Here is a 21,362-nt window from a genome sequence, read left to right on the forward strand (position 1 = left end):
GGACGCTTACCGGTTACCTGACAAACTCTGGACATACTTGCCTCCGACCTGAGCATTGGTCTTAATAAATACAAAATCGATTTTAATGCGTCTCTGGTTGCCGAGGAACGGTTACGCCCCTGTTTGCGCCTCTAAACTGAACGCTGCTCGCCAGACGCCGCCAGAAAGGGACGCTTTTATACCAGAATCAGCACCCCAACGCAAAATATTGTTGAGAATTTGGCCAATTCCCCCTGTACTTTTTCATGGCGACTTACATCAATCCACGTTCCGCGAGAGATATTACCTCACCGTGGCCAATCACCATATGGTCAAGAACCCTGATATCCACCAAGCCAAGCGCTTCTTTCAGTCGCTTGGTCAGGGAAATGTCAGCTTGGCTCGGTTCTGCTACGCCAGAGGGATGATTATGAGCAAAAATAACCGCAGCGGCGTTATCCTCCAGCGCCTGGCGAACCACTTCTCTGGGATACACGGCAGCACCATCAATTGTACCTCTAAACAGCTCGCGGTACTGAATAACCCGGTGCCGGTTGTCCAGAAACAGTCCCGCGAAAACCTCGTGGGGGTAGGTGCCCAGTCGGCTAGTGAGAAAGCGGCGAGTGTCTTCGGGTGAGCGCAATGGATCACCCTGGCGTAGGGGCTCGTCCATGACTCTCCGGGCCATCTCCATCGCGGCCTGAACCTGCGCATATTTTGCTGGCCCTAACCCTTTTACTTCACAGAATTGGCGACGAGAAGCGGTAAGAAGCCCTCGCAATCCGGAAAATTCCTGAATCAGAAAGCGCGAGAGCTCCATTACTGGCATGCCCGTTGTGCCGGTACGTAGAAAAATTGCTAACAATTCTGCGTCAGAGAGGCTTTCAGGGCCGTGGGCGAGTAATCGTTCCCGGGGACGTTCGTCCATGGGCCAAGCTGGGTCGGTCATGCTGGCTTCCTTGCATTTTATTCTATGGGGTGAGTGCGTCCTGCACCCAAGTAGCGAGCGTAGTCTCTGGGTCAAATAAGAGTTGTCAGTGCCCGAGATGTATATAGGTTACGTCAAAACGTAACAAACGGTAAAACGCGGTGCCGTGTAGGCTGCTGGTGTGGCCAGAGCGTGCTATCTTATAAGCCTTTCTTTTTAAGCGGATACGGAGCCTTTATGGCGGTAAAAAAAATCCTGCTGGGCGTAACTGGCGGTATTGCAGCCTATAAAAGTGCCGAGCTTGTACGCCTGCTGAAAAAGGCCGGCCATGAGGTAAGGGTTGTTATGACCCATGGTGCAGAAGCTTTCGTGACGCCTCTGACTTTTCAGGCGCTTAGTGGCGAGCCTGTGCGCACCTCCTTGCTTGATCCGGAAGCAGAAGCCGGAATGGGGCATATTGAACTGGCGAAGTGGGCTGACCAAGTGGTAATTGCCCCGGCCTCTGCGGATTTTATTGCGCGGCTTGCTCAAGGCATGGCTAATGACCTGCTGACCACAGTTTGCTGCGCGACTGAGTCACCCATCGCAGTGGCGCCGGCGATGAATCAGGCCATGTGGGGTAATGCGCGCACGCAGCGCAATATCCGTTTGCTGCAAGAGGATTTGCAGGTAACCCTTTGGGGCCCGGATCAGGGCGAGCAAGCCTGTGGTGATACCGGATTGGGGCGCATGATTGAGCCGCCGGTGATCGCTGGGCTGATAGAGGACGCCGGCGCAGGATCTGGCGTGCTTGCGGGCAAGCGTGTGGTGATTACCGCTGGCCCCACACGGGAATCTATCGACCCGGTGCGCTACATCAGCAATCACAGTTCAGGCAAAATGGGCTATGCGCTGGCGGTTGCTGCCAGGGACGCAGGTGCCAGGGTTGTTTTGGTCAGCGGGCCGGTTACGTTGCCGGCCCCGGAAGGGGTAGACATTCGCGCTGTTGTTAGCGCAGACGATATGCTGAAGGCCTCTTCACTGGCCGTTGATGAGGGCTGTGATCTGTTTGTGGCGACCGCTGCGGTGGCCGATTACCGGCCAGAAAGCTGTGCCAGCGATAAGATAAAGAAATCCAGTGAGGCTATGGCGTTGCCGCTGGTACGTAATCCGGACACGCTGGCTACCATTGCCGCGCGCCCGAAAGCACCGTTCACGGTGGGCTTCGCTGCCGAAACCTCAGACGTTGCCCGCTATGCCAAAGGCAAAATGCAGCGTAAAAAATTGCGCATGATTGTAGCTAACGATGTGTCCGCTCCAGGGCTGGGATTCAACAGCGACAATAACGCTGTCACCGCATTCTGGGAGGGCGGACAGGAAACGATAGGGCCAGACAGCAAAAAGGTTATTGCCGAACGTCTTGTAACACTGATTGGCGACCATCTGAAGGAAGCAGGAATAACATGAGCAGAAAAAATCTACAGGTACGCATTCTTGACGATCGGATTGGCAACCAGATCGCCTTTCCCGAATATGCCACTGAAGGCTCTGCCGGCTTGGACTTGCGGGCCTGCCTGGATGAGCCCTTAACGTTGGAGCCGGGAGGCACGCAACTGATCCGTACCGGGCTTTCCATACACATTTCTGACCCATCGCTGGCCGCCATGATCCTGCCCAGAAGCGGCCTTGGCCACAAACACGGCATTGTGCTGGGCAACCTGGTGGGCTTGATCGATTCGGACTACCAAGGCGAGTTGATGGTGTCTTGCTGGAACCGTGGTACTACTGACTTTACTGTGGAAGTGGGAGAGCGGATTGCTCAATTAGTGCTGGTGCCTGTGGTTCAGGCAGATTTTGAGGTGGTGACCGAGTTTGATGCCAGTGTTCGGGGTGAAGGCGGTTTTGGCTCTACCGGCACCCGATAATCAATAAGCCTTAGCGCAGAAATCCGTTGCGGCGTCTATACTTTGCCGGTATGTGCCTGTCCAGGACAAAAAAGATAATTGCAGGATGAACTATGAAGCTGGGTAAAAAGAAAGCTCCCGAGGCACCAGTTGATGAACAGCCGGTTGCCAAAGCTGAAAAAAAACAGAAAACCCGGGCTCCCGCAGGCTCAAAACTAAAACACCTTGGCTCGACGGCGTTAAAACAGGCACTGGTGATATTGGTGGCTGGTGTAGCAGCCGTGGTTCTGGTGCAGTTTTTGGTGTTACAGCCGGCAGCGGATAAACGTTTCAGTGACTGGAAAACCATAGAGGCCGATGCGGCTGTACAGCGGGTAAGCCAATACCTAACACTGATGCAGCGGAGTGTGAATGGCTTGGCAACCCAGCCCCATGTAGTGGGTGCGTTGCTGGAGCGGGCAGATACTGGAGCCGTTGAGCAAAAGCTGGCGACTGCTTTGCCTGGGGTTCAAGCCGTGTTCCTGTTCCCCTATCGCCAGATTCCAAGAACTGGGAGTGGAAGCAGTCTGTTGGGTTTTGCGGGGCTTGAGCTGGCACGCCGTGCTGAAAGCAGTCAGCCTCTGCACCCGGATGCTTTTCCCCGGGAAGCCAAATGGTATGTGCAGATGGCCACCCCTGTTCGAAATCCAGCCAGTAAGGCTGTTGTAGGCAGCCTTCTGGTTGTCTTCGATGCCTCAGTTTTGCAGCCACTCCTTTCTGTGGTAAATACGCAAATCGGTGGAGAGCTGGCCCTGGTGCAAACCGTTTCCGGGGCATCCCGAACCTTCGTTGGCAAAGGTGACAATGTGGGTGCAGGCGCGCTGGAAACTCGCGCCCTTGCTAACCCCGACTGGACGATTAGTTATAAGCCGGGCGTTCTGCCAGAGCCTCCTGTTAATATACTGCTGGTAGCGTTTCTGGTGGGCGTGCCCATTCTCATAGCCGCCATACTGGTGTGGATGTTACTGCTTGGCGCCCAGAAAAATCTGCGTCACGAAGTAACCAGCCTGGTTCAGTGGGCCCACAAAGTGTTCGGCGGTGAGCGGCAGAAACTGCCTGCATTTCAATGGGATCTGGTTGCCTCCGCTGGTGAGGTGTTTTATAGATTGTCCCAAGTGGTGGACAAGCGCCTGGCCAAGGCCGCAGAAGCGGCAAAGCCAAAACCGGTTAAGGGATCAAGGACGGCAGAGGCGGCCGATGCGGAGCCGCTGTTTCAGGACAAAGAGCTGCCGGATATCGATATGTTGGACGGCGATGAAGATGTTCTGGGCTTCGGCAGCGGCCATAGCGACAGCTCATTCTTTACCGGCGGAGAAATGCCGGGAGTTGATGAAATGGACGAGCTGGACGTTGAAATATCACCGGATATTTTCCGGGCGTATGATATTCGCGGCATTGTCGGCGAGACTCTTTCACCGTCTATTGTTGAGCGCATCGGCGTGGCCATCGGCTCAGAGGCGATCAGTCGTGGGCTGGCATCGTTATGCATTGGTTACGACGGTCGCCACTCAAGCCCCGAGTTAGCTGATGCCTTGGCACGAGGTGTGATGGCGGCAGGCTGTAACGTTATTCATGTGGGCGCCGTGCCAACGCCGGTGCTGTATTTCGCGACCCATCACCTTGAGAACGGGTCGGGTGTGATGGTGACTGGAAGCCATAACCCAGCTAACTATAATGGTCTCAAGATCATGCTGGGCGGTGAAACCCTCTCTGGTGAGGCTATACAAGCGCTTTACAAACGGGTGCAGACCGGTGATCTTGCTGCCGGCCGAGGCACTCAGTCTTCAGACGACGTACGCAGAGCGTATCTCGATCGCATTGTGGGCGATATCGCTGTCGCTGCGCCGCTAAAAGTAGTGGTCGATGCCGGCAACGGCATAGCAGGCGAGCTTGGCCCCATGCTGATTGAAGAGTTGGGTTGTGAAGTGATCCCTCTGCATTGCGAGGTTGACGGAGACTTCCCGAACCACCATCCAGATCCGGGTAAACCCGCCAATCTTGTAGACCTGATTGAAAAGGTTAAAGCCGAAGGCGCAGATCTTGGTGTCGCGTTTGATGGCGACGGTGACCGGCTGGGCCTAGTGACCAATACCGGTAAAATTATCTGGCCAGATCGCCTGCTTATGCTCTTTGCTCGGGACGTGGTTTCACGGAACCCCGGCGCCGATGTGCTTTACGATGTGAAGTGCAGCCGGCGGCTGGCCGGTGTTATTACCGAAGCGGGCGGGCGGCCTATTATGTGGAAAACCGGCCACTCTCTGATGAAAGCCAAAATGAAAGAAACCGGCGCTCTGCTGGCGGGTGAGATGAGCGGCCATGTTTTCTTCGCCGAGCGCTGGTACGGATTTGATGACGGGCTTTACTCAGCAGCTAGGTTACTGGAAATACTGGGCATTGAAGATCGTCACAGTGACGAAGTGTTTGAAGACTTTCCAGAAGATATCAGCACGCCAGAACTTAACGTGGAAGTGACTGAAAGCAGTAAGTTCACCATCATTGAACAGCTGAACCAAGACGGTAACTTTGGCGATGGAAATATCAGCAACATAGACGGCATCCGGGTGGATTATGCCGATGGCTGGGGTTTGTGCCGAGCCTCCAATACCACACCTATGTTGGTGCTGCGCTTTGAGGCTGAAACCGACGAGGCACTGGAGCGGATTAAGGATATTTTCCGGGTTCAGCTACAGAAAGTGGCACCGAATGTGGTGGCCGGCTTTTGATGCCGGCCCTTAGGTTCCCGATTTTCACCATTGATTTATGAAGGCAACAAAGATGACGCTGGATCGTGAAACAGCAATGCAAGTGGCTACCGTTCTGAGCCGTGGGTTACCGTACATTCAGAGATTTACCGGCAAAACCGTCGTTATCAAATATGGCGGCAACGCCATGGAGAACGAAGAGCTGAAGAGCAGTTTCGCCCGCGATGTGGTGCTGATGAAGCTGGTGGGCATCCACCCGATTGTTGTTCATGGTGGCGGTCCCCAGATTGGTGAGTTGCTACAGCGCCTCAATATCCAATCCCGCTTTGTAAACGGCATGCGTGTGACCGACGCCGAAACCATGGATGTGGTGGAAATGGTGCTGGGTGGCCAGGTAAACAAAGAAATCGTCTCTCTAATCAATGCCCAGGGCGGCACCGCCATAGGCCTGACCGGTAAAGACGCCAACCTCATCCGCGCCCGCAAGCTGGAAGTGGTGGATCGCTCTCCTGAGCATGAGCGTGCTGAAATTATTGATATCGGGCACGTAGGCGAAGTGGCCAGTGTGAATGTGGATGTGATCGACATGCTCACCCGCAGTAACGTGATTCCGGTGATTGCGCCGATTGGCGTTGGGCCAGATGGCGCCTCGTACAATATCAACGCAGACTTGGTTGCCGGCAAGGTGGCTGAGGCGATGAAGGCAGAGAAGCTGATGCTGCTGACCAACGTGGCCGGCCTCAAGAGCAAGGACGACAAGGTGCTCACCGGCCTGACCGCGCAGCAAGTGAGCGAACTGATCGAAGACGGCACCATCCACGGCGGAATGCTACCGAAGATTCGCTGCGCACTGAGTGCGGTGGAAAATGGTGTACGTACGTCTCATATCATTGATGGCCGGGTGGCTCACGCGTGCCTGCTGGAAATCTTTACCGATGAGGGTGTTGGTACTCTCATTTCCCGTAACTAACGATTTCCCGCAACTGACGGCGCTGCCTGAGGACTCCCCGGATGAAACGTCTGCTTACACTGCTGATACTGGCAGCCCTACTTGGTTTTGCCGCGTTCAAGGCTGGCGTCTGGTGGCTGGCGGATCAACGCATGGCAGAAGCACGTCAGGCGCTCAGTGAAAGTGGTGTTCTGGAGCGGGGCAAGATAGGTTCCGGAATCGAAGGCCGTCTGGTTCTATCTGGGGCTTACTGGCAGGATTTTGAGCTCACCCAACCATTGGCTATAGGCCGGACAGAATTTGAGGCAGGCTCTCCCATAGCCCTGCTGAAGGCGCTTGCGGATCCCACCGACCTGCCTGCTAACTGGACGTTTCAGGCCGAAGGGTTGGCGCTGGTGCTTGAGGCGACTATGTTCCGGAACTGGGTAACCGCAGACGGATCTGGGGATAGCGAGCAAGCGGCTTTATTTGCGTTTTCCTGCGCACCAGACCCGCGCCAGCAGCTTGGCAGTGGTGATCTGTTGCGCATGGGTATTACCCGTTTGGCGGGTGAGCTTATTCTGAAGCAGACTCCCGAGCGCGTCCATCTTGAGCTGAACTCGGAAAACACGGGCAGTATAGAGTTGAATTGGCCGGGCGCCCGCATCAACTTGCTATCACCTGAAGCAACGCTGGCCAGTTCGGACCAGCCCATAGAAATCACACTGAGAGACGGCGGCCTTATGCGTCGGGTTGCAGCCTACTGCGCTCGCGAAACCGGAGTGGAGACCACTCAATGGGCGGGGCGCGTACTGGAGGCTTTCGAGACCGGGCTAAAAGCCCGAGGCTGGCGTGCCAGTGAGCAGTTACTAGCGTTATACCGACAGTGGTTGCTTGAGGGCGGAGAAATAACCGCAACTATGCAGTTGGCTTCAGAGGCTCTTGGTATACCGGTGCGCTCAGAGAATGACAGTGCAGATGGCTCTATGGCTTGGGCGCTAGAATACAATGGCGCCATGGTGCCCGATGTTTTTCTTCGCAAAGCGGAGCCGATTGTTGCCGAACCTCCGAAAGAAGCGCTTGAACCGGTGGTGCCCCGCGAGAACCCAGCAATCACTCGTTGGCACACTGAAGATTTGGAACAGGCAACAACATGGGTGGGGCGCAAGGTTCGGGTGACACTCTCGAACGGTAATGTGGTTGAGGGTCGTTTGGCGAGTGTTACCGAGCGGGAGCTGGAAGTTGCCCGGACAGTGGCGGGAGGTGAAGTGGGCTATCCTATAGCTATGCGTGCTATTACATCGTTTGAGGTGTGGCGCCGCGGCCAGACATATTAGCGTTCACTCCAGCCGAGGAGGCACTATGCAGCACTTCCCCGACGATATTGACAACCAAAAAAGTATACACAGCGCCGGCACAGTTCCGGGTGTGCGCGACATGCTGACGAAGCTGATCTCGTTGCCGTCCATTAGCAGCGCGTCGGCGCAATGGGATCTAAGCAACGAGCCGGTCATTCGAACCCTCGGCGAATGGCTTGAGACCCTGGGGTTCTTGGTTGAAGTTTTGGCCGTGCCCAACCTGCCAGGCAAGTACAATCTGATTGCCACGTTGGGCAGTGGTTCTGGTGGCCTGGTACTTGCTGGACATACGGATACAGTGCCTTTTGATGACAAGCGCTGGCAAAGCGACCCGTTTACCCTGACCGAGCGGGACAACCGTTGGTACGGTTTGGGTACGTGCGATATGAAGGGCTTTTTCCCTCTGGCTATCGAAGCGGCCCGAGCCTTTTCGGCTTCCGACCTGAAGCAGCCCCTGATCATCCTCGCCACAGCGGATGAGGAAACCTCCATGAACGGGGCCAAAGCACTCGCCGAAGCTGGCAAGCCGAAGGCCCGCTATGCGGTGGTTGGCGAACCCACCAGCCTCAAGCCTGTGCGTATGCACAAGGGCATCATGATGGAGCGCTTAACCTTTGAGGGACAGTCGGGTCACTCGTCTAACCCGGCGCTGGGACGAAGCGCTATGGAGGGCATGCACGAGGCACTTGGCGAGCTTATTGCTCTGCGTAAAGATTGGCAGGCCCAATACAGCAATCCGAACTTTGATGTGCAGGTACCAACGCTCAACCTTGGTTGCATCCACGGCGGAGATAGCCCCAATCGCATTTGCGCCAAATGCGAATTACACTTTGACCTGCGCCCGTTACCGGGGATGAGCATGGAATACTTGCGCCAGGATATCCTGCACAAAATTCAGCCGGTCGCTGAGCGGCGCGGCTTGTCCTTAGAGTTTGCGCCTTTGTTCGACGGTGTTCCCCCGTTTGAAACGCCGGCGGATGCTGCATTGGTGCAAGCGTGCGAGCAGCTTACAGGCCACACGGCCCACGCAGTTGCCTTTGCAACCGAGGCGCCATGGCTACAAAAACTCGGCATGGAAACCCTGGTTATGGGCCCGGGTTCTATTGACCAGGCGCATCAGCCCGATGAGTTTCTGGAGCTGTCGCAGCTGGAGCCTACCGTGAAAATTCTCAGAAGCCTTATCCGGCAGTTTTGTCTTTAAGTTAAGCTGGCATAAGCATTAAAAAATACGGACTGGAGAGCAATACTTGAAATCAAACGGCTGGCTGCATTCGTTTCGCCATTCATCGCCTTACATTAATGCCCACCGTGGCCGTACGGTTGTGCTGACCATTCCGGGCGATGGCGTTGAGCATGGGAATTTCATCAACATCATCCATGACATTGCGCTGCTGAGCAGCTTGGGTGTGCGTTTGGTGGTTGCCTTTGGGGCGCGGCCGCAGATTCAGAGCTGTCTGGACAATGCTGGCCTGGAATCGTCGTTTTCCCGTGGCTTGCGTATTACTCAGGAAAACCATTTACCGTGGGTTATGCAAGCCACCGGTGGCTTGCGGGCACACCTTGAAAGCCAGTTATCCATGGGGCTGGTGAATTCGCCCATGCACAATGCCCGTATTCGGGTGAGCAGTGGTAATTATGTAACCGCCAAGCCGGTCGGCGTACTGGACGGAATCGATTTTGGTTACACCGGTAAGGTTCGACGAGTGGATGTCGTCGGCATCGAGAAACTTCTTGAACAGGGGCACATTGTTTTGTTGCCGCCTTTGGGATACTCGCCCACTGGCGATACCTTCAACTTGTCTTATGAAGATGTGGGTAGTCAGGTGGCGGCGGCTCTGCAAGCTGAAAAGCTCATTGTATATATTGATGATCAGGGGTTGCTGGAACAGGATGGCTCCTTGATTCGTGAGCTTTCAGCTCGGCAGGTTCCGGAACGGTTGGCAGATGGGACCATCACCGGGCATGACGCAGATCTGCTGCGGGCTGCCTGCGATGCTTGTGTAAAGGGTGTGAGGCGGGCGCATATTATCAGCTACGTGAACGACGGCGCTTTGTTGGAAGAACTGTTTACCCGGGATGGCACGGGTACACTGGTGAGCGGTGACAACTACGAGCAAATTCGACAGGCTCGGGCTGAAGACATAGGGGGCGTTCTGGGGCTGATCGAGCCACTGGAAGAGCAGGGCATTTTGGTGCGACGGTCGCGGGAAATGCTGGAAACCGATATTGAACACTTTGTTGTCGCGGAGCGTGATGGGACCATTGTTGGGTGCGCCGCTTTGCATAACTACCCGGATGACGGCGCGGGTGAACTCTCCTGTTTTGCGGTGGATTCCGCTTATCGCCGCGCCGGCCGTGGCGACGAAATCCTGCTTATGGTCGAAAAGCACGCCCGCAGCCAGGGTATCCAGAAGCTATTTGTGCTCACGACGCAAACCGAGCATTGGTTCCGCGAGCGGGGCTTTCAGCCCAGTACAGTTCAGGCTTTGCCCGGGCCGAAACTTGCGGCTTATAACACTCAACGCAATTCAAAAGTGTTCTTCAAACCGCTCTGACAACTTTTGCAGCGTCTGTTGACGCTGCTTATCGGGTTGCCTGGAAAGAGCCTCTACAGTGCGATAAAACCCTTGAAAGTCGTAATTGGACTGTTTCAGTAGTTGTCGAAACGCCGGCACGTGTTGGTTGTATTGCGAAAAAAGGGCAATCCGGGCGTTGTTGAAGGCCACGGGAGCGGTTCCAAAAGGCCCTTTCCCGAGTCCGTTGTCTATCAGGCTCCTATAGGCCATATTGAGCTCATCAAATATGAGTTGCTTGCGCTTGCGAAGGCTGCGCGCAGAAAGCACACCTTGTTGCTGATATAACAGGTCCAGTTCAGCGCTGGTGGCGGCTATCAGGTCGTGAGTCCTGTTGCGCAATGCAAGGTCTGCAAGTGCCTGCTGGAATGCAGAAGGGTCGCCCTGATATGCTAGCCAGAGCCTAAGGCCTTCCAGCTCAACTGCCGTGGCAAAACTCTCGTTAAAAGCCGTATCCCCTGCAATGTACACCACCCGATGGGCAAGTTCGTGGAACATCAGGGCCACCATGCGGTCATCATCAAGGTTGGTAAAGCCGGAGTGAAGCGGGTCGTCAAACCAGCCCAGTGTCGAGTAGGCTGTAACACCGCCGATGAACGTATCATAGCCATCTGCCTGGAAACGTTGTTTTTCTCGCTGGGCATCTTCAAGGTGGAAGTATCCCCGGTAGGCCTGACAGCCAAGAACCGGGTAACACCATTGGTGTGGTTGTAGGGAAAATTCGGGCACGGCCACCAGATTAACCACCACCCAGGGGTGATCAAGAGCCACGTAGTCTGTGAACGCATCGCCAGGCGCTAGCCCCAAGCGGTTGTCTGCAAATTGCCGGGCCTGGCGTGAAAGTATAAGTTTGTCGCGAAGCTCAGAAGGAGTGTCTTCGTTGGCTATAAAGCTGTCTACCGGCTCACCCGCCATAGTCAGGGCCAGGTGGCCGCGAATTGCCTGGGTGTAGTAGCTGAACGTAGTGCAACCACTCAACAGTGTTATCAGTAGTAAAACTGTATATATCTGATTAAGCTGTTTCATAAGCACTATAGTTATGTCTGGGCTCTGACTGCGATTGTGTCCGTAACTGGACGCTATAGTACACTTATGATTGCAGTTGTATGCACCGTCTTTTTCTCATAACGGTAGGTGGCAATGCCACTATTTCAGGGACGTTAGTCGCTAACAGGCAGAACCCCGGCCCGTCCGACTTTGCGCAATGACAGGTAGTTCATGGATCCGAGAGAACGTCGAAGCAGCCCCCGCAAACCTATCAAGCTTGCCGCCCAGGTTGATCTTGGCACAGGTGAGTCCTGGCCATGTCAAATCGCCGATTTTTGCGCCGAGGGGATTTTTGTCCGCTATTCCGGTGAAACATCACGAAAGCTTGATCGGGCTTTAGCATCCGTCACGCCACCAGAGCTGATTGTGCGTTTTCGGAGTGCCGATGGAAAGCGCCGGCACGAGCTTCACGTGAGTATTGCTCGGCGGATTGATGGTGCTATGGGTGTTAATTTTACCCGTACCAACCCGGAAGCAGTGGCAGCAATGCTGCAGCAGTGTGGCGGCTCTAGTGGCCAGGAGCGGGCCTCCTTACGGGCACCGAGCGAACGGGTGCAGTTTGTTTTGCATCAATCTGCGCGCGCGGTTATTCAGCATATAGAACCGCTCATGGATACTTGCTTTGTGCAAATGGCTGTTGCTCTTAAAGAGGCCGCACAGAAAGCAACGAACGACCAGCAGGCCAACGAGTTCATGGATTTTTCGGGCCAAATTAAGGCCCGGCAGCGAGTCATCTGGCACCAGATTGCCCGTAGTCTCGAATCCCCTCTCAAACCAGCCCCTAAAGGCTTCCCGGGTTCTGAGCTTTCCGTGGTAGACAAGGGAGAGTTTGAAGACTGGCTGACAATCCGAGTTATGGTTACAAAGGCCGACACTCAGTACCGAAAGGATCTGCTGCAGCTCAAACTGCGGCTGGACAACCTAGGTATTGCAAACGCGACCGGCCATCACAACCCGCTTGGACCGTCGCTGGTGTGTGAGTCGTTTCATGCAGGGCTGAACCAGCTCAAAGCTTCTAGAGACGTAGAGAAAGTCTGTCTGAAGATATTTGAACAGTCGGTTCTGCACCATCTCGGCCCGCTCTACAAGGAGCTGAACAATATCTTGATTCGCCATGGGGTGCTGCCTGAGCTGGATCTTAGCAAGTATCTGAGCGAGCAGGCTGTTGGTAACTCCCAGAGCAAACCAGTGTCAGGCCAGAGCTCGGTTAAGAAAAAACAGGATGATGCACTGCCTACCGCGCAGCAAAGTGGCCGGGCAGAACCCCCAGCGGAGCCGGTCGCGAGCAGAGACAAAGCTGCCCAAAAGTCCCGTTCAGGCAGCGAGTTTCGGAATTATGCCCAGGCCGCGCAATCCGCGTTTGCGACCGTAAAAAACCTGCTAGGGACTCTCGCGGCGAACCGTGCAACACAGGGCGATGCCGAGCCGGCACCCTTTCCTGTTAATGCCCAGCCAATGTCTTCCGGCGAGTTGCAGCGAGAACTTCAGCAGCTTCAGGCAGAGCCGGTCGAGACTACAAGCAATGTGATACCTCTGCGAGAGCGAGTGGTCGGAAAAGTTCGCGACAGCGGCGTTAAAAAGCTCGACGAAGAACAGCAGGGCACGCTGGATGTTGTCGATCAGTTTTTCCACTCAATAACGGAAAGCCCAAAGCTCAGTGAATACGCCCAAGAACGGATGCGCCAACTTGAGGTGCCTGTCTTGAAAGTAGTGATGCGCGACCCTGCTTTTTTTGATGATAAAGGCAGCCCTGTTCGGGGAGTGATGAACCGGCTGGCTCAGCTTGGAGTTAAGGGCGGCCGTTTGAACCCGGTGGTTCAGCGCCGTATTGACGAACTCATCCAGCGCATCGCGACCGAGTTTGAGCAGGATACCGGGGTTTTTGAGCAGACGGTGCAAGAGCTCGATGGTCTGATAGATCGCCAAAATCTGGTGTACCGCCGTAACGTTGAACGTGTAACTGCCGCCGCAGAAGGTGCCCAGAAAGTTGCTGATTCCAAAACAGCGGTCGCAGATGTACTGAACCATAAGTTGGCCGGGCGCAAAATTCCGAAAGCCGTTCTCAGTTTGCTTGACGGTGGTTGGCGGGATTTACTGTCACTGACTTGGATCCGCCAAGGGGCTGAAAGCCAGATATGGCAGGATTATCTTGCCGTGGTTGATTCGCTGTTGGCGTTTTCAGAAGACCGGGACAGCGCTGTGAATTTGCCGGAGCTGCTTCGGATAATTCAAGATGGGCTGGCGTCCATTTCCAGCAATCATATGCCATCCTCTCAGATACGTGATGAGCTGAAGCAGTTTCTGGTGCGTAGCCCTGAGAATTTGCCGGAAATGGTGGAGGTGCCTAGGGTACAGCCGGTAAAGGATCATAAGCAGTCGTTGTCCGAGCGCGAACAGCGTAGTTTGCAGCGCTGGATTAATCGCGCCCAGCGGTTACGGACCGGCGACTGGCTGCGGGACCAGGAAAGGCCCGATGAGCCGCAATACATTCGGCTGGTTTGGGTGGCACGCGGATTCAGTCGGTTTGTTTTTGTGAACCACCAAGGCATGCGGGTTGTGGAGCTTGAACTGGAAGCCCTAGCGCGACAGATGCGTAAAGGCATAATTGTGCCAGATGGCCAGTACGAGCGTCCGCTAGTGGACGAAAGCATCGACCGAATGGTACGCAAAGTTTATGACCAGTTGTCTTGGGCCTCCACCCACGATGAATTGACCGGTCTTCTTGGTCGTCGTGAATTTGAACGTATGCTCGACCAGCAGCTTGCCCGCCGTGAGGATGAACGCTCTTTGCTTAGGCTGGATCTGCGCAAGTTCCGCCTGCTGAACGACACCGCCGGTTATCAGGCGGGTGATGACACTCTTAAACGTGTGGCAGATATACTGCGCAGCCATGTAGGCGACGGAATGCCATTGGCGCGGCTTGCTGGAAACGAGTTTGGAATGCTTGTGCCGGCTGAAAATGCAGACGATGCGGCGCGCACGCTGATTGCTGCTGTAGAGGACGCTGAGCTCACCTATGGTGGCCGCGACTACCGGCTGTCTGCCAGTGTTGGGGTTGTGCCTGAGTTGCCAGGCCTCGTTAGTGCTGAGCGATGGTTGAGGGCGTCTGAGCAGGCTCTGAGTACTGCCAGACAAAAAGGACATGGTAGGGTGGCAGAGTACTCTCTGGGTGTTGATGATCAAGCACGTCAGGAACAGATAGCGGCCAAGGTTGCCAGCCTCGGTGACTTGGACGAAGAGCGCATGCTATTGCGTTGCCAGAAAATTATACCTTTGCACAGCCGCGCCTCCATGGCCTCCCAGTACGAGGTGCTGATCAGCATGTACGACGATGCCGGGGTGCTCATCACCGGCCGGGATTTTGTGCGCATGGCAGAGCGATATGACCGCATGCAGGCCGTCGATCGCTGGGTGGTCGGACATATGCTTGACTGGCTGCGGGTGCAGGCTCCAGATCCCCGCCACCTTGGTGGCGTGTGTATCAACCTGTCTGGCTATTCCCTGAACGACCAGTCGCTGCTGGAGTTTATCTACGAAAAACTGAGTGAAAAAGACGCGCCCATCGAACGGCTGTGGTTTGAAGTAACCGAAGCCTCGGCGATCAATGATGTGCAGGTGGTGGCAGATTTTATCCTCGAGATGAAAGAGCTGGGGTGCAGATTTTGCCTCGGAAATTTCGGCAGCGGCCCCAGTTCGTTCGAATTCATGCGATCGCTTCCGGTTGATCTGATCAGGATTGATAGCGCGTTTACCAGCCAGCTCAACACCAGTGAAACAGATCGCAACATGGTGCAGTCCATGGTGGATATGGCACATTATATGGACCGGGAAGTGATTGCGGGCCAAGTTGAATCCCGCGACGTTCTGGATACATTGACCCAGTTGGGTGTGGATTATGCTCAGGGCTTTGTGATTGAGAAGCCCCGCTCCCTCGACAGTCTTACCTGATTTTTTTTTCTTACCCAACCCCCGGCGCGTTTCAGTTATGTCAAAACGTCACCCCATTATTGCGGTTACCGGCTCGTCCGGTGCTGGCACAAGCACCACCGGACAGATTTTTCGGCGTATGTTCGCCAATGAAGAGCTGAGGGCAGCCATGGTTAGCGGTGACAGTTTTCACCGTTATAACCGAGAGCAAATGGCGCGCTTGGCTGCCAAGGGTCAGTTTGGTGAACGTAACCATTTTGCGTTGGCCGCCAACCATATCGATAAGCTGGAAGCGTTGTTTTACGACTATGGCCATACGGGTAATGGCCGGTACCGACAATATGTCCACGATGAGGACCGCGGCCTGCAGGCAGAGGGGCACAAGCCGGGTACGTTTACGGCCTGGGGCGCGCTGCAATCGAATACGGATCTATTATTTTATGAAGGGTTACACGGGGCGGTTGTGAGCGAAGCTGTTAATATCGCCCAATACGTGGACTTGCTCATTGGTGTGGTGCCCATTGTGAACCTGGAGTGGATTCAGAAAATACACCGGGACACCCATCAACGTGGATACAGCCAGGATGCGGTGGTCGCAACGATCATCAACCGTATGGACGATTATGTCCACGACATAGTGCCGCAGTTTTCCAATACCCATATCAACTTCCAGCGTATCCCCCTGGTAGACACGTCCAACCCGTTTGTTGTTCGGGACGTACCCACAGAAGATGAAAGCATGCTGGTGATTCGGTTTCGGGATGCCTCTGAGGTGGATTTCTCCTATTTGCTGCAAGCTATCCAGAACAGCACGCTTTCCCGCCATGACACTCTGGTGATACCAGGCACAAAAATGGCGCTGGCCATGGACCTGATTGTAAGACCCATGGTGCAGCGCCTGATTGCACAGAAATCGTTTGCCTAGCGCGGCTCTACAAGAAGCCGTTATTCCATGTTGCGGGAGTAGAAGATCTCCAGCTTTTCTCGCTTCAGGCGTTCTTCGATAGACTGAGCTATCTGAGGATCCAGCTCATCGGCATTCTCGCCGAACACGTGGTTATCCAGATTGAACTCTTTCAGCATCATCTTGGTGTGGAAGAGGTTTTCCTGATACACGTTCACATCGATCATTTGATACGCATTTTGGGTATCTTCGGTCAGATAGTTCTGAATCGAATTAATGTCATGATCAATGTAATGCTTGTTGCCATCCACATCGCGGGTAAAGCCGCGCACACGATAGTCCACCGTAACCACATCGGAATCGAAGCTGTGGATCAGGTAATTCAGTACCTTCAAAGGCGAGATCAGGCCACAAGTGGACACATCAATGTCGGCCCGAAAGGTGCTGATGCCTTCGTGCGGATGGCTCTCAGGATAGGTGTGCACCGTGACGTGGCTTTTGTCTAGATGCGCCACAATGGTGTCTGGAAGCGGGCCGGGGGATTCTTCGTTATCGGGTTCTTCACCATTGGTTAGCTCATGCTCAGCGATGAGCATGGTGACCGATGCGCCGTGAGGCTCATAGTCTTGGCGGGCAATGTTGAGAACGTTCGCGCCAATTATCTTAACTACGTCGGTTAGGATCTGAGTCAGACGCTCCGCATTGTACATCTCGTCAATGTAATCAATATAGGCTTCACGTTGTTCTTCGGTCTGCGCGTAACAGATGTCGTAGATATTGAAGCTCAGAGATTTGGTCAGGTTGTTGAAACCGTGCAACTGGAGTTTTGGTTCCATGCTCAGCCCCTCCGATTTATGGAGATGAATGACGGCAGAACGGCGGTTGCTCGCCCTGCATAGGCCGCCACCGACTACTGACCAGGTTGTTCACCTTTTGCGCAGACCGGCGGAGAAAGGGCGGTATTATGCACGCCGCACCGAGTGTTGAATAGTGCTGTAAGGAGGGTTATTCCGCTTCGCGGATTTCGTGGCTGTGACTGATTTCCACACCTGCGCTTTCAAGCATGATAGAGGCAGAACAATATTTTTCTGCAGACAAGCTTACGGCGCGTTTTATCTGGTTTTCCTTCAGGTTGCGGCCGGTTACTACAAAGTGCAGGTGGATCTTGGTGAATACCGACGGTACGGCGTCTGCGCGTTCAGCTTCTAATTCGGCGTGGCAAGCGGTGACATCCTGACGGCTTTTTTTCAGAATACTCATCACATCAAACGATGAGCAGCCCCCTAATCCCATCAGTATCATTTCCATGGGTCGCGGGCCCAGGTTTTCACCGCCGTGATCGGGCGGGCCGTCTAGTTGCACGCAGTGCCCTGTGCCGCTGGTCGTGCGGAAGCTGGCGTTGCCTGTCCAGTCGACGGTTGCTTTCATGAAGGCTGTTCTCCTGTTGCATAAGGGGCCGGCTATTAGTCGGCCCGAAAATATACCGATGGGGTGGAATGCTAGCATAACCCGCGTTTACTGACAGAAAACTGATAGGTAGTGACACCTGTTTCATATACATCCTGTATACTGTTTTCAGTTGCTCGAGACACGCCTTCTTGCTATAAGTTGCTCTGTTTTGTAGCAAAAATAAACGAACCCGCAGGGAAAGCCGGGTGAACAACAAACATCGGAACCCGCCAGTATTTGAGGAGGCAAGACTCGCACCATGGCCACTATCGTCAAGCCGGTTGAGCAAAAAACCAAGCATCTCGATTATTTTCTTTCGCAGTGTCATCGCCGCCGGTACCCGGCCAAGAGCACCATTATTTATGCAGGTGACAAAAGCGATTCCCTCTTTTACATCGTTAAAGGTTCCGTCACAGTTATCATCGAGGATGATGATGGCCGCGAAATGATCATGGCCTATCTTAATGCCGGGGATTTTTTCGGCGAAATGGGGCTGTTTGACAACATGGATTCCCGCAGTGCCTGGGTAAAGGCTAAAACGGAATGTGAGGTGGCTGAGATCAGCTATCCGAAGTTCCGGGAAATTGCCCAGCAAGATCTCGGAGTGCTCTACTTTATTGGTGAGCAGATGGCTTCGCGGCTGCGCCAGACTACCCGTAAAGTTGGCGATTTGGCATTTTTGGATGTAACCGGCCGTGTTGCCCGTACCTTGCTAGATTTGTGCAAAGAGCCGGATGCCATGACGCACCCGGACGGCATGCAGATCAAGATCACGCGTCAGGAGATTGGCCGAATTGTAGGCTGTTCTCGCGAGATGGTTGGTCGAGTTCTTAAAACCCTGGAAGAACAGGGGCTTGTAATGGTAAAGGGCAAAACCATGGTGGTTTATGGTACCCGCTGAGGGCCAATAAAGCTGCGTACTGCACTGGCAATGGCCTCTGGTTCTGTAAGAGGCGCCCAGTGCGGAGCGTCGAGCTGCATCCTGGTAAGTTTTCCTGCCCACTGGTTTAGCTGCCCGAACAGGTCTGCGCTCATGTAGCTGTCGTGCTTCGGAATAATGAGTTGCACAGGACAGGTTGCGTATCTGGGTTGCGGCCTGATCAGTCTAGGCAGAAAGTTAGCCCGGTACAGTTTCACTCCAAAGCGCCCGTCATTCTTTTGCAAGCTACTGAAGCTGGCATCCGGTACACCCTCCCGTTTTTGCAAAAAAGCCGGCCATCTTCTATCCAAACCCATGCGCCACATGGCTTCTGGTATCGCAGGGCACTGAAACAGAAAAACGTACCAGGATTTAAGTAGCTGTTTGGCAACTCTGGTTGAGCCACCGCCGAACAGATCTGGCGCCTGAATTCTCAGCCAGGCACCCACATGGTCGAGGCAAGGGCCGGAAATAGACGTAAAGGAAAGAATGCGCTCCTGCAGGGGGCTTGTGCCTACAGATTCCCAGCTTTGTATGGAGCCCCAGTCGTGAGCGAGCAGGTGAAAAGAGCGGCTTGGCAATAATTGATCCACAACCGCCTCTAGATCCCCTGCCAGCAGCGGCAACCGGTAATCCCGCGTGTGTTCGGGCTTGTCGGAAAGGCCGGCACCCCGAACGTCGTAACGGACAAGAAAGAAGTCAGGAGCCAGAGCTTTAACGACTTTGTCCCACACCTGAAGGTTGTCTGGGTACCCGTGCACTAGAACCAAGGGTGCGCCGTCTGGATTGCCCTCGGTAACGGCATGAAGTGTGATTTTGCCACTGGTTACACGGTGAGTGCTGGTTGTCATTGTGGCCCCGTCATCAGAAATTGAGCGATTGATGCAAAGGAGCTTACCCGCCTGAATCTGTAACGGCTGTGGCCGAAGGGGCCAGAAGTCGGGCGGGTTATGATCAGTTAACAAGAGCGACGGATTTCACCTGCATCCACACGGTTTGTCCCGGCTCAATAGCCAGGGTGTGTACCGCTCGCGTCGTCAGCCGTGAGAGAAATGGAGTTTGCCCTGCCAGTAAGCGCACCATTGACGTCCCTGGGCTTACGTCTGAGGCTATCTCATCCACCTTAGCTGGCAGTAGGTTTTGGATGCTCTGATCTGTTTGTTGGCTCCGGGCCAGACTGATATCTCTGGCAAGCACCTGCAGGCGAATGCCTTGCCCGATTTTCAAACCTTCGACTGCGCGCAGCCATAAATGGCCGCCGGCAAAATCAGCCCGGCACAGGTGCCACTGGTCGTCGCGCTCAGATATGGTCGCATCCAGAATCACACCAGCATCCTCCTCAAAACCAAATGGCTGGTCCGTGCTTGCCATTATCTGTTGCAGCGGGCCTTCGGCAACCACCCGGCCTTTATCCATCATCACTATGTAATCCGCGAGTCGTGCAACTTCAGCGGTGGAGTGGGAAACGTAGAGCATAGGGATGGCAAGGTTGTCTCGCAGAGCTTCCAGATAGGGCATGATCTCCTGTTTGCTGTTCTGGTCGAGTGCAGACAGGGGTTCGTCCATTAGTAGGAGTTTGGGGCTGGTTAGCAGTGCACGAGCAATAGCAACCCGCTGACGTTCTCCGCCCGAAAGTTTTACGGGCATGCGCTCAAGTAGGTGAGAGAGGCCCAGCCATTCAGTGGCCTGATCAAAGGAAATCTTGCGCTCATTTTTTGGAATGCGTTTGTACCCGTACATCAGATTGCGCTTTACCGAGAGGTGAGGGAACAGGCTGGTTTCCTGAAACACGTAAGCCAGAGGCCGCTGGTGAACGGGGCGGTTAACACGCTCGCCCTGCCATTCATCCCGGTTTACACACATGACACCGTCAGCTGTCTGCAGACCAGCCATACAGCGCAGCAGCGTTGTTTTGCCACAGCCGGAGTGCCCGAACAGTGCGGTGAGCCCGCTCCCCGGTAGGTTCAGATCCACATCCAGAGTAAATGCCCCAAAGTGGCACGCAAAGCGCGCCTGTATGCCTGATGTGCCCATTATTTCACCAGCCCCGACTGCAGCCGTCCGTTGAGTGAATAGAGCGTTACGAGCACCACGAAGGAGAATACAACCATGCCGGCGGCCAGCCAGTGGGCTTGGGTGTACTCCAAGGATTCTACGTGATCGTAAATGGCCACAGAGAGCACCTTGGTTTCACCGGGTATGTTGCCACCGATCATCAGTACAACGCCAAATTCGCCGATAGTGTGGGCGAAGGTCAGCACGCCGGCGGTGAGAAAACCAGGCCGGGCCAAGGGCAGCACAATGGAAAAAAAGCGGTCCCGAGGTGAGGCTCGAAGCGTAGATGCTACTTCAAGAAGTTGTTGATTAATGGACCCGAAGGCATTTTGCAGGGGCTGAACGGTGAACGGTAGCGAGTAGATGACCGATGCAATCACCAGACCCTCAAACGTGAAGGGCAGTAAACCCAGCCCTAGTTGCTCGGTGAGTTCACCAACCATGCCTTTAGGCCCCATGAGAACCAGCAGATAAAACCCGAGCACAGTGGGGGGCAATACCAGGGGCAGTGCGACAATCGCGGCAATGGGTTGCCTTACCCAGTGGTTGCTGTGGGCCAGCCACCACGCAATGGGTGTACCCACAACCAACAGCACGGCGGTGGTGAAGCCTGCAAGCTTAAGGGTGAGCCACACAGGCTCCCAGTATATGTCCATGATATCTGCCGGTTA

At 54.6% G+C, this 21,362-nt stretch carries 17 protein-coding genes; 10 read left to right on the forward strand and 7 right to left on the reverse strand.

What is annotated here, in order from left to right; translation table 11 throughout:
* Positions 1-253 precede the first annotated feature (253 nt).
* The gene (gene radC / locus ACTH3S_RS00545) at positions 254-928 is read right to left on the reverse strand and encodes a RadC family protein (protein WP_441807062.1); all 675 of its coding nucleotides are present in this window, start codon (positions 926-928) and stop codon (positions 254-256) included.
* A 216-nt stretch (positions 929-1,144) separates the two neighbouring features.
* Between radC and coaBC the strand changes: the two genes are divergently transcribed.
* The 7 genes from coaBC (at position 1,145) to argA (ending at position 10,372) form a co-directional block, all read left to right on the forward strand.
* On the forward strand, positions 1,145-2,353 hold the full coding sequence (gene coaBC / locus ACTH3S_RS00550; RefSeq protein ID WP_441807063.1) for a bifunctional phosphopantothenoylcysteine decarboxylase/phosphopantothenate--cysteine ligase CoaBC: 1,209 nt from the start codon (positions 1,145-1,147) through the stop codon (positions 2,351-2,353).
* Positions 2,350-2,811, forward strand: a complete 462-nt coding sequence (gene dut, locus ACTH3S_RS00555) for a dUTP diphosphatase (protein ID WP_441807064.1) — start codon at positions 2,350-2,352, stop codon at positions 2,809-2,811. Before coaBC ends, dut begins: the two co-directional genes overlap by 4 nt.
* Positions 2,812-2,903: 92 nt before the next feature.
* Positions 2,904-5,552 (forward strand): phosphomannomutase/phosphoglucomutase, encoded by a 2,649-nt coding sequence (locus ACTH3S_RS00560; protein WP_441807065.1) that lies wholly within the window; start codon positions 2,904-2,906, stop codon positions 5,550-5,552.
* A gap of 52 nt (positions 5,553-5,604) precedes the next feature.
* Positions 5,605-6,501: an acetylglutamate kinase gene (argB, locus tag ACTH3S_RS00565; protein WP_441807066.1), complete on the forward strand. Its 897-nt coding sequence runs from the start codon at positions 5,605-5,607 to the stop codon at positions 6,499-6,501.
* 41 nt (positions 6,502-6,542) lie between these two features.
* The gene (locus ACTH3S_RS00570) at positions 6,543-7,796 is read left to right on the forward strand and encodes an acetylornithine deacetylase (RefSeq protein ID WP_441807067.1); all 1,254 of its coding nucleotides are present in this window, start codon (positions 6,543-6,545) and stop codon (positions 7,794-7,796) included.
* Positions 7,797-7,821: 25 nt separating this feature from the next.
* Positions 7,822-9,018, forward strand: coding sequence for an acetylornithine deacetylase (gene argE, locus ACTH3S_RS00575; RefSeq protein WP_441807068.1), 1,197 nt, complete (start codon positions 7,822-7,824; stop codon positions 9,016-9,018).
* A gap of 46 nt (positions 9,019-9,064) precedes the next feature.
* Positions 9,065-10,372, forward strand: coding sequence for an amino-acid N-acetyltransferase (gene argA, locus ACTH3S_RS00580; protein ID WP_441807069.1), 1,308 nt, complete (start codon positions 9,065-9,067; stop codon positions 10,370-10,372).
* Here the strand turns inward: argA and ACTH3S_RS00585 are convergent.
* A complete protein-coding gene (locus ACTH3S_RS00585) occupies positions 10,346-11,368 on the reverse strand; it encodes an aminopeptidase (protein ID WP_441807070.1) in 1,023 nt (340 codons plus the stop codon). The genes argA and ACTH3S_RS00585 overlap by 27 nt on opposite strands.
* Positions 11,369-11,608: 240 nt before the next feature.
* Here ACTH3S_RS00585 and ACTH3S_RS00590 point away from each other — a divergent pair, with 240 nt between their 5' ends.
* Both ACTH3S_RS00590 and ACTH3S_RS00595 read left to right on the forward strand, forming a co-directional pair.
* Positions 11,609-15,385 carry a DUF1631 family protein gene (locus ACTH3S_RS00590; protein WP_441807071.1) on the forward strand — a complete coding sequence of 1,259 codons (3,777 nt, stop codon included), beginning with the start codon at positions 11,609-11,611 and terminating at the stop codon, positions 15,383-15,385.
* Between the two features lie 37 nt (positions 15,386-15,422).
* Positions 15,423-16,289, forward strand: coding sequence for a phosphoribulokinase (locus tag ACTH3S_RS00595; RefSeq protein WP_441807072.1), 867 nt, complete (start codon positions 15,423-15,425; stop codon positions 16,287-16,289).
* Between the two features lie 20 nt (positions 16,290-16,309).
* Here ACTH3S_RS00595 and speD read toward each other — a convergent pair whose 3' ends face one another.
* Positions 16,310-17,104, reverse strand: coding sequence for an adenosylmethionine decarboxylase (gene speD / locus ACTH3S_RS00600; RefSeq protein ID WP_441807073.1), 795 nt, complete (start codon positions 17,102-17,104; stop codon positions 16,310-16,312).
* Between the two features lie 169 nt (positions 17,105-17,273).
* The gene (locus tag ACTH3S_RS00605; protein WP_441807074.1) at positions 17,274-17,696 is read right to left on the reverse strand and encodes an OsmC family protein; all 423 of its coding nucleotides are present in this window, start codon (positions 17,694-17,696) and stop codon (positions 17,274-17,276) included.
* A gap of 280 nt (positions 17,697-17,976) precedes the next feature.
* Here ACTH3S_RS00605 and crp point away from each other — a divergent pair, with 280 nt between their 5' ends.
* A complete protein-coding gene (crp, locus tag ACTH3S_RS00610) occupies positions 17,977-18,618 on the forward strand; it encodes a cAMP-activated global transcriptional regulator CRP (RefSeq protein ID WP_441807075.1) in 642 nt (213 codons plus the stop codon).
* Here the strand turns inward: crp and ACTH3S_RS00615 are convergent.
* From ACTH3S_RS00615 to modB, 3 genes are all read right to left on the reverse strand, one after another.
* A complete protein-coding gene (locus tag ACTH3S_RS00615) occupies positions 18,603-19,487 on the reverse strand; it encodes an alpha/beta fold hydrolase (protein ID WP_441807076.1) in 885 nt (294 codons plus the stop codon). The two genes, crp and ACTH3S_RS00615, sit on opposite strands and share 16 nt — an antisense overlap.
* A gap of 103 nt (positions 19,488-19,590) precedes the next feature.
* Positions 19,591-20,670 carry a molybdenum ABC transporter ATP-binding protein gene (modC, locus tag ACTH3S_RS00620; RefSeq protein WP_441807077.1) on the reverse strand — a complete coding sequence of 360 codons (1,080 nt, stop codon included), beginning with the start codon at positions 20,668-20,670 and terminating at the stop codon, positions 19,591-19,593.
* Complete coding sequence (gene modB / locus ACTH3S_RS00625) at positions 20,670-21,347, reverse strand: molybdate ABC transporter permease subunit (RefSeq protein WP_441807078.1); 678 nt, start codon at positions 21,345-21,347, stop codon at positions 20,670-20,672. Before modB ends, modC begins: the two co-directional genes overlap by 1 nt.
* Between the last annotated feature and the right edge of the window lie 15 nt (positions 21,348-21,362).

Origin of the sequence: Marinobacter sp., assembly GCF_052094685.1 — a bacterium.
GTDB lineage: Bacteria > Pseudomonadota > Gammaproteobacteria > Pseudomonadales > Oleiphilaceae > Marinobacter.

What these genes read in the sequence shown, in the direction of transcription:
- ACTH3S_RS00590 (WP_441807071.1), top strand. Translation starts at nt 11,609, where the DNA reads ATGGATCCGAGAGAACGTCGAAGCAGCCCCCGCAAACCTATCAAGCTT.
- argB (WP_441807066.1), top strand. Translation starts at nt 5,605, where the DNA reads ATGACGCTGGATCGTGAAACAGCAATGCAAGTGGCTACCGTTCTGAGC.
- speD (WP_441807073.1), bottom strand. Translation starts at nt 17,104, where the DNA reads ATGGAACCAAAACTCCAGTTGCACGGTTTCAACAACCTGACCAAATCT.
- crp (WP_441807075.1), top strand. Translation starts at nt 17,977, where the DNA reads ATGGCCACTATCGTCAAGCCGGTTGAGCAAAAAACCAAGCATCTCGAT.
- coaBC (WP_441807063.1), top strand. Translation starts at nt 1,145, where the DNA reads ATGGCGGTAAAAAAAATCCTGCTGGGCGTAACTGGCGGTATTGCAGCC.
- ACTH3S_RS00570 (WP_441807067.1), top strand. Translation starts at nt 6,543, where the DNA reads ATGAAACGTCTGCTTACACTGCTGATACTGGCAGCCCTACTTGGTTTT.
- dut (WP_441807064.1), top strand. Translation starts at nt 2,350, where the DNA reads ATGAGCAGAAAAAATCTACAGGTACGCATTCTTGACGATCGGATTGGC.
- argE (WP_441807068.1), top strand. Translation starts at nt 7,822, where the DNA reads ATGCAGCACTTCCCCGACGATATTGACAACCAAAAAAGTATACACAGC.
- ACTH3S_RS00595 (WP_441807072.1), top strand. Translation starts at nt 15,423, where the DNA reads ATGTCAAAACGTCACCCCATTATTGCGGTTACCGGCTCGTCCGGTGCT.
- radC (WP_441807062.1), bottom strand. Translation starts at nt 928, where the DNA reads ATGACCGACCCAGCTTGGCCCATGGACGAACGTCCCCGGGAACGATTA.
- ACTH3S_RS00560 (WP_441807065.1), top strand. Translation starts at nt 2,904, where the DNA reads ATGAAGCTGGGTAAAAAGAAAGCTCCCGAGGCACCAGTTGATGAACAG.
- modB (WP_441807078.1), bottom strand. Translation starts at nt 21,347, where the DNA reads ATGGACATATACTGGGAGCCTGTGTGGCTCACCCTTAAGCTTGCAGGC.
- ACTH3S_RS00615 (WP_441807076.1), bottom strand. Translation starts at nt 19,487, where the DNA reads ATGACAACCAGCACTCACCGTGTAACCAGTGGCAAAATCACACTTCAT.
- modC (WP_441807077.1), bottom strand. Translation starts at nt 20,670, where the DNA reads ATGGGCACATCAGGCATACAGGCGCGCTTTGCGTGCCACTTTGGGGCA.
- ACTH3S_RS00605 (WP_441807074.1), bottom strand. Translation starts at nt 17,696, where the DNA reads ATGAAAGCAACCGTCGACTGGACAGGCAACGCCAGCTTCCGCACGACC.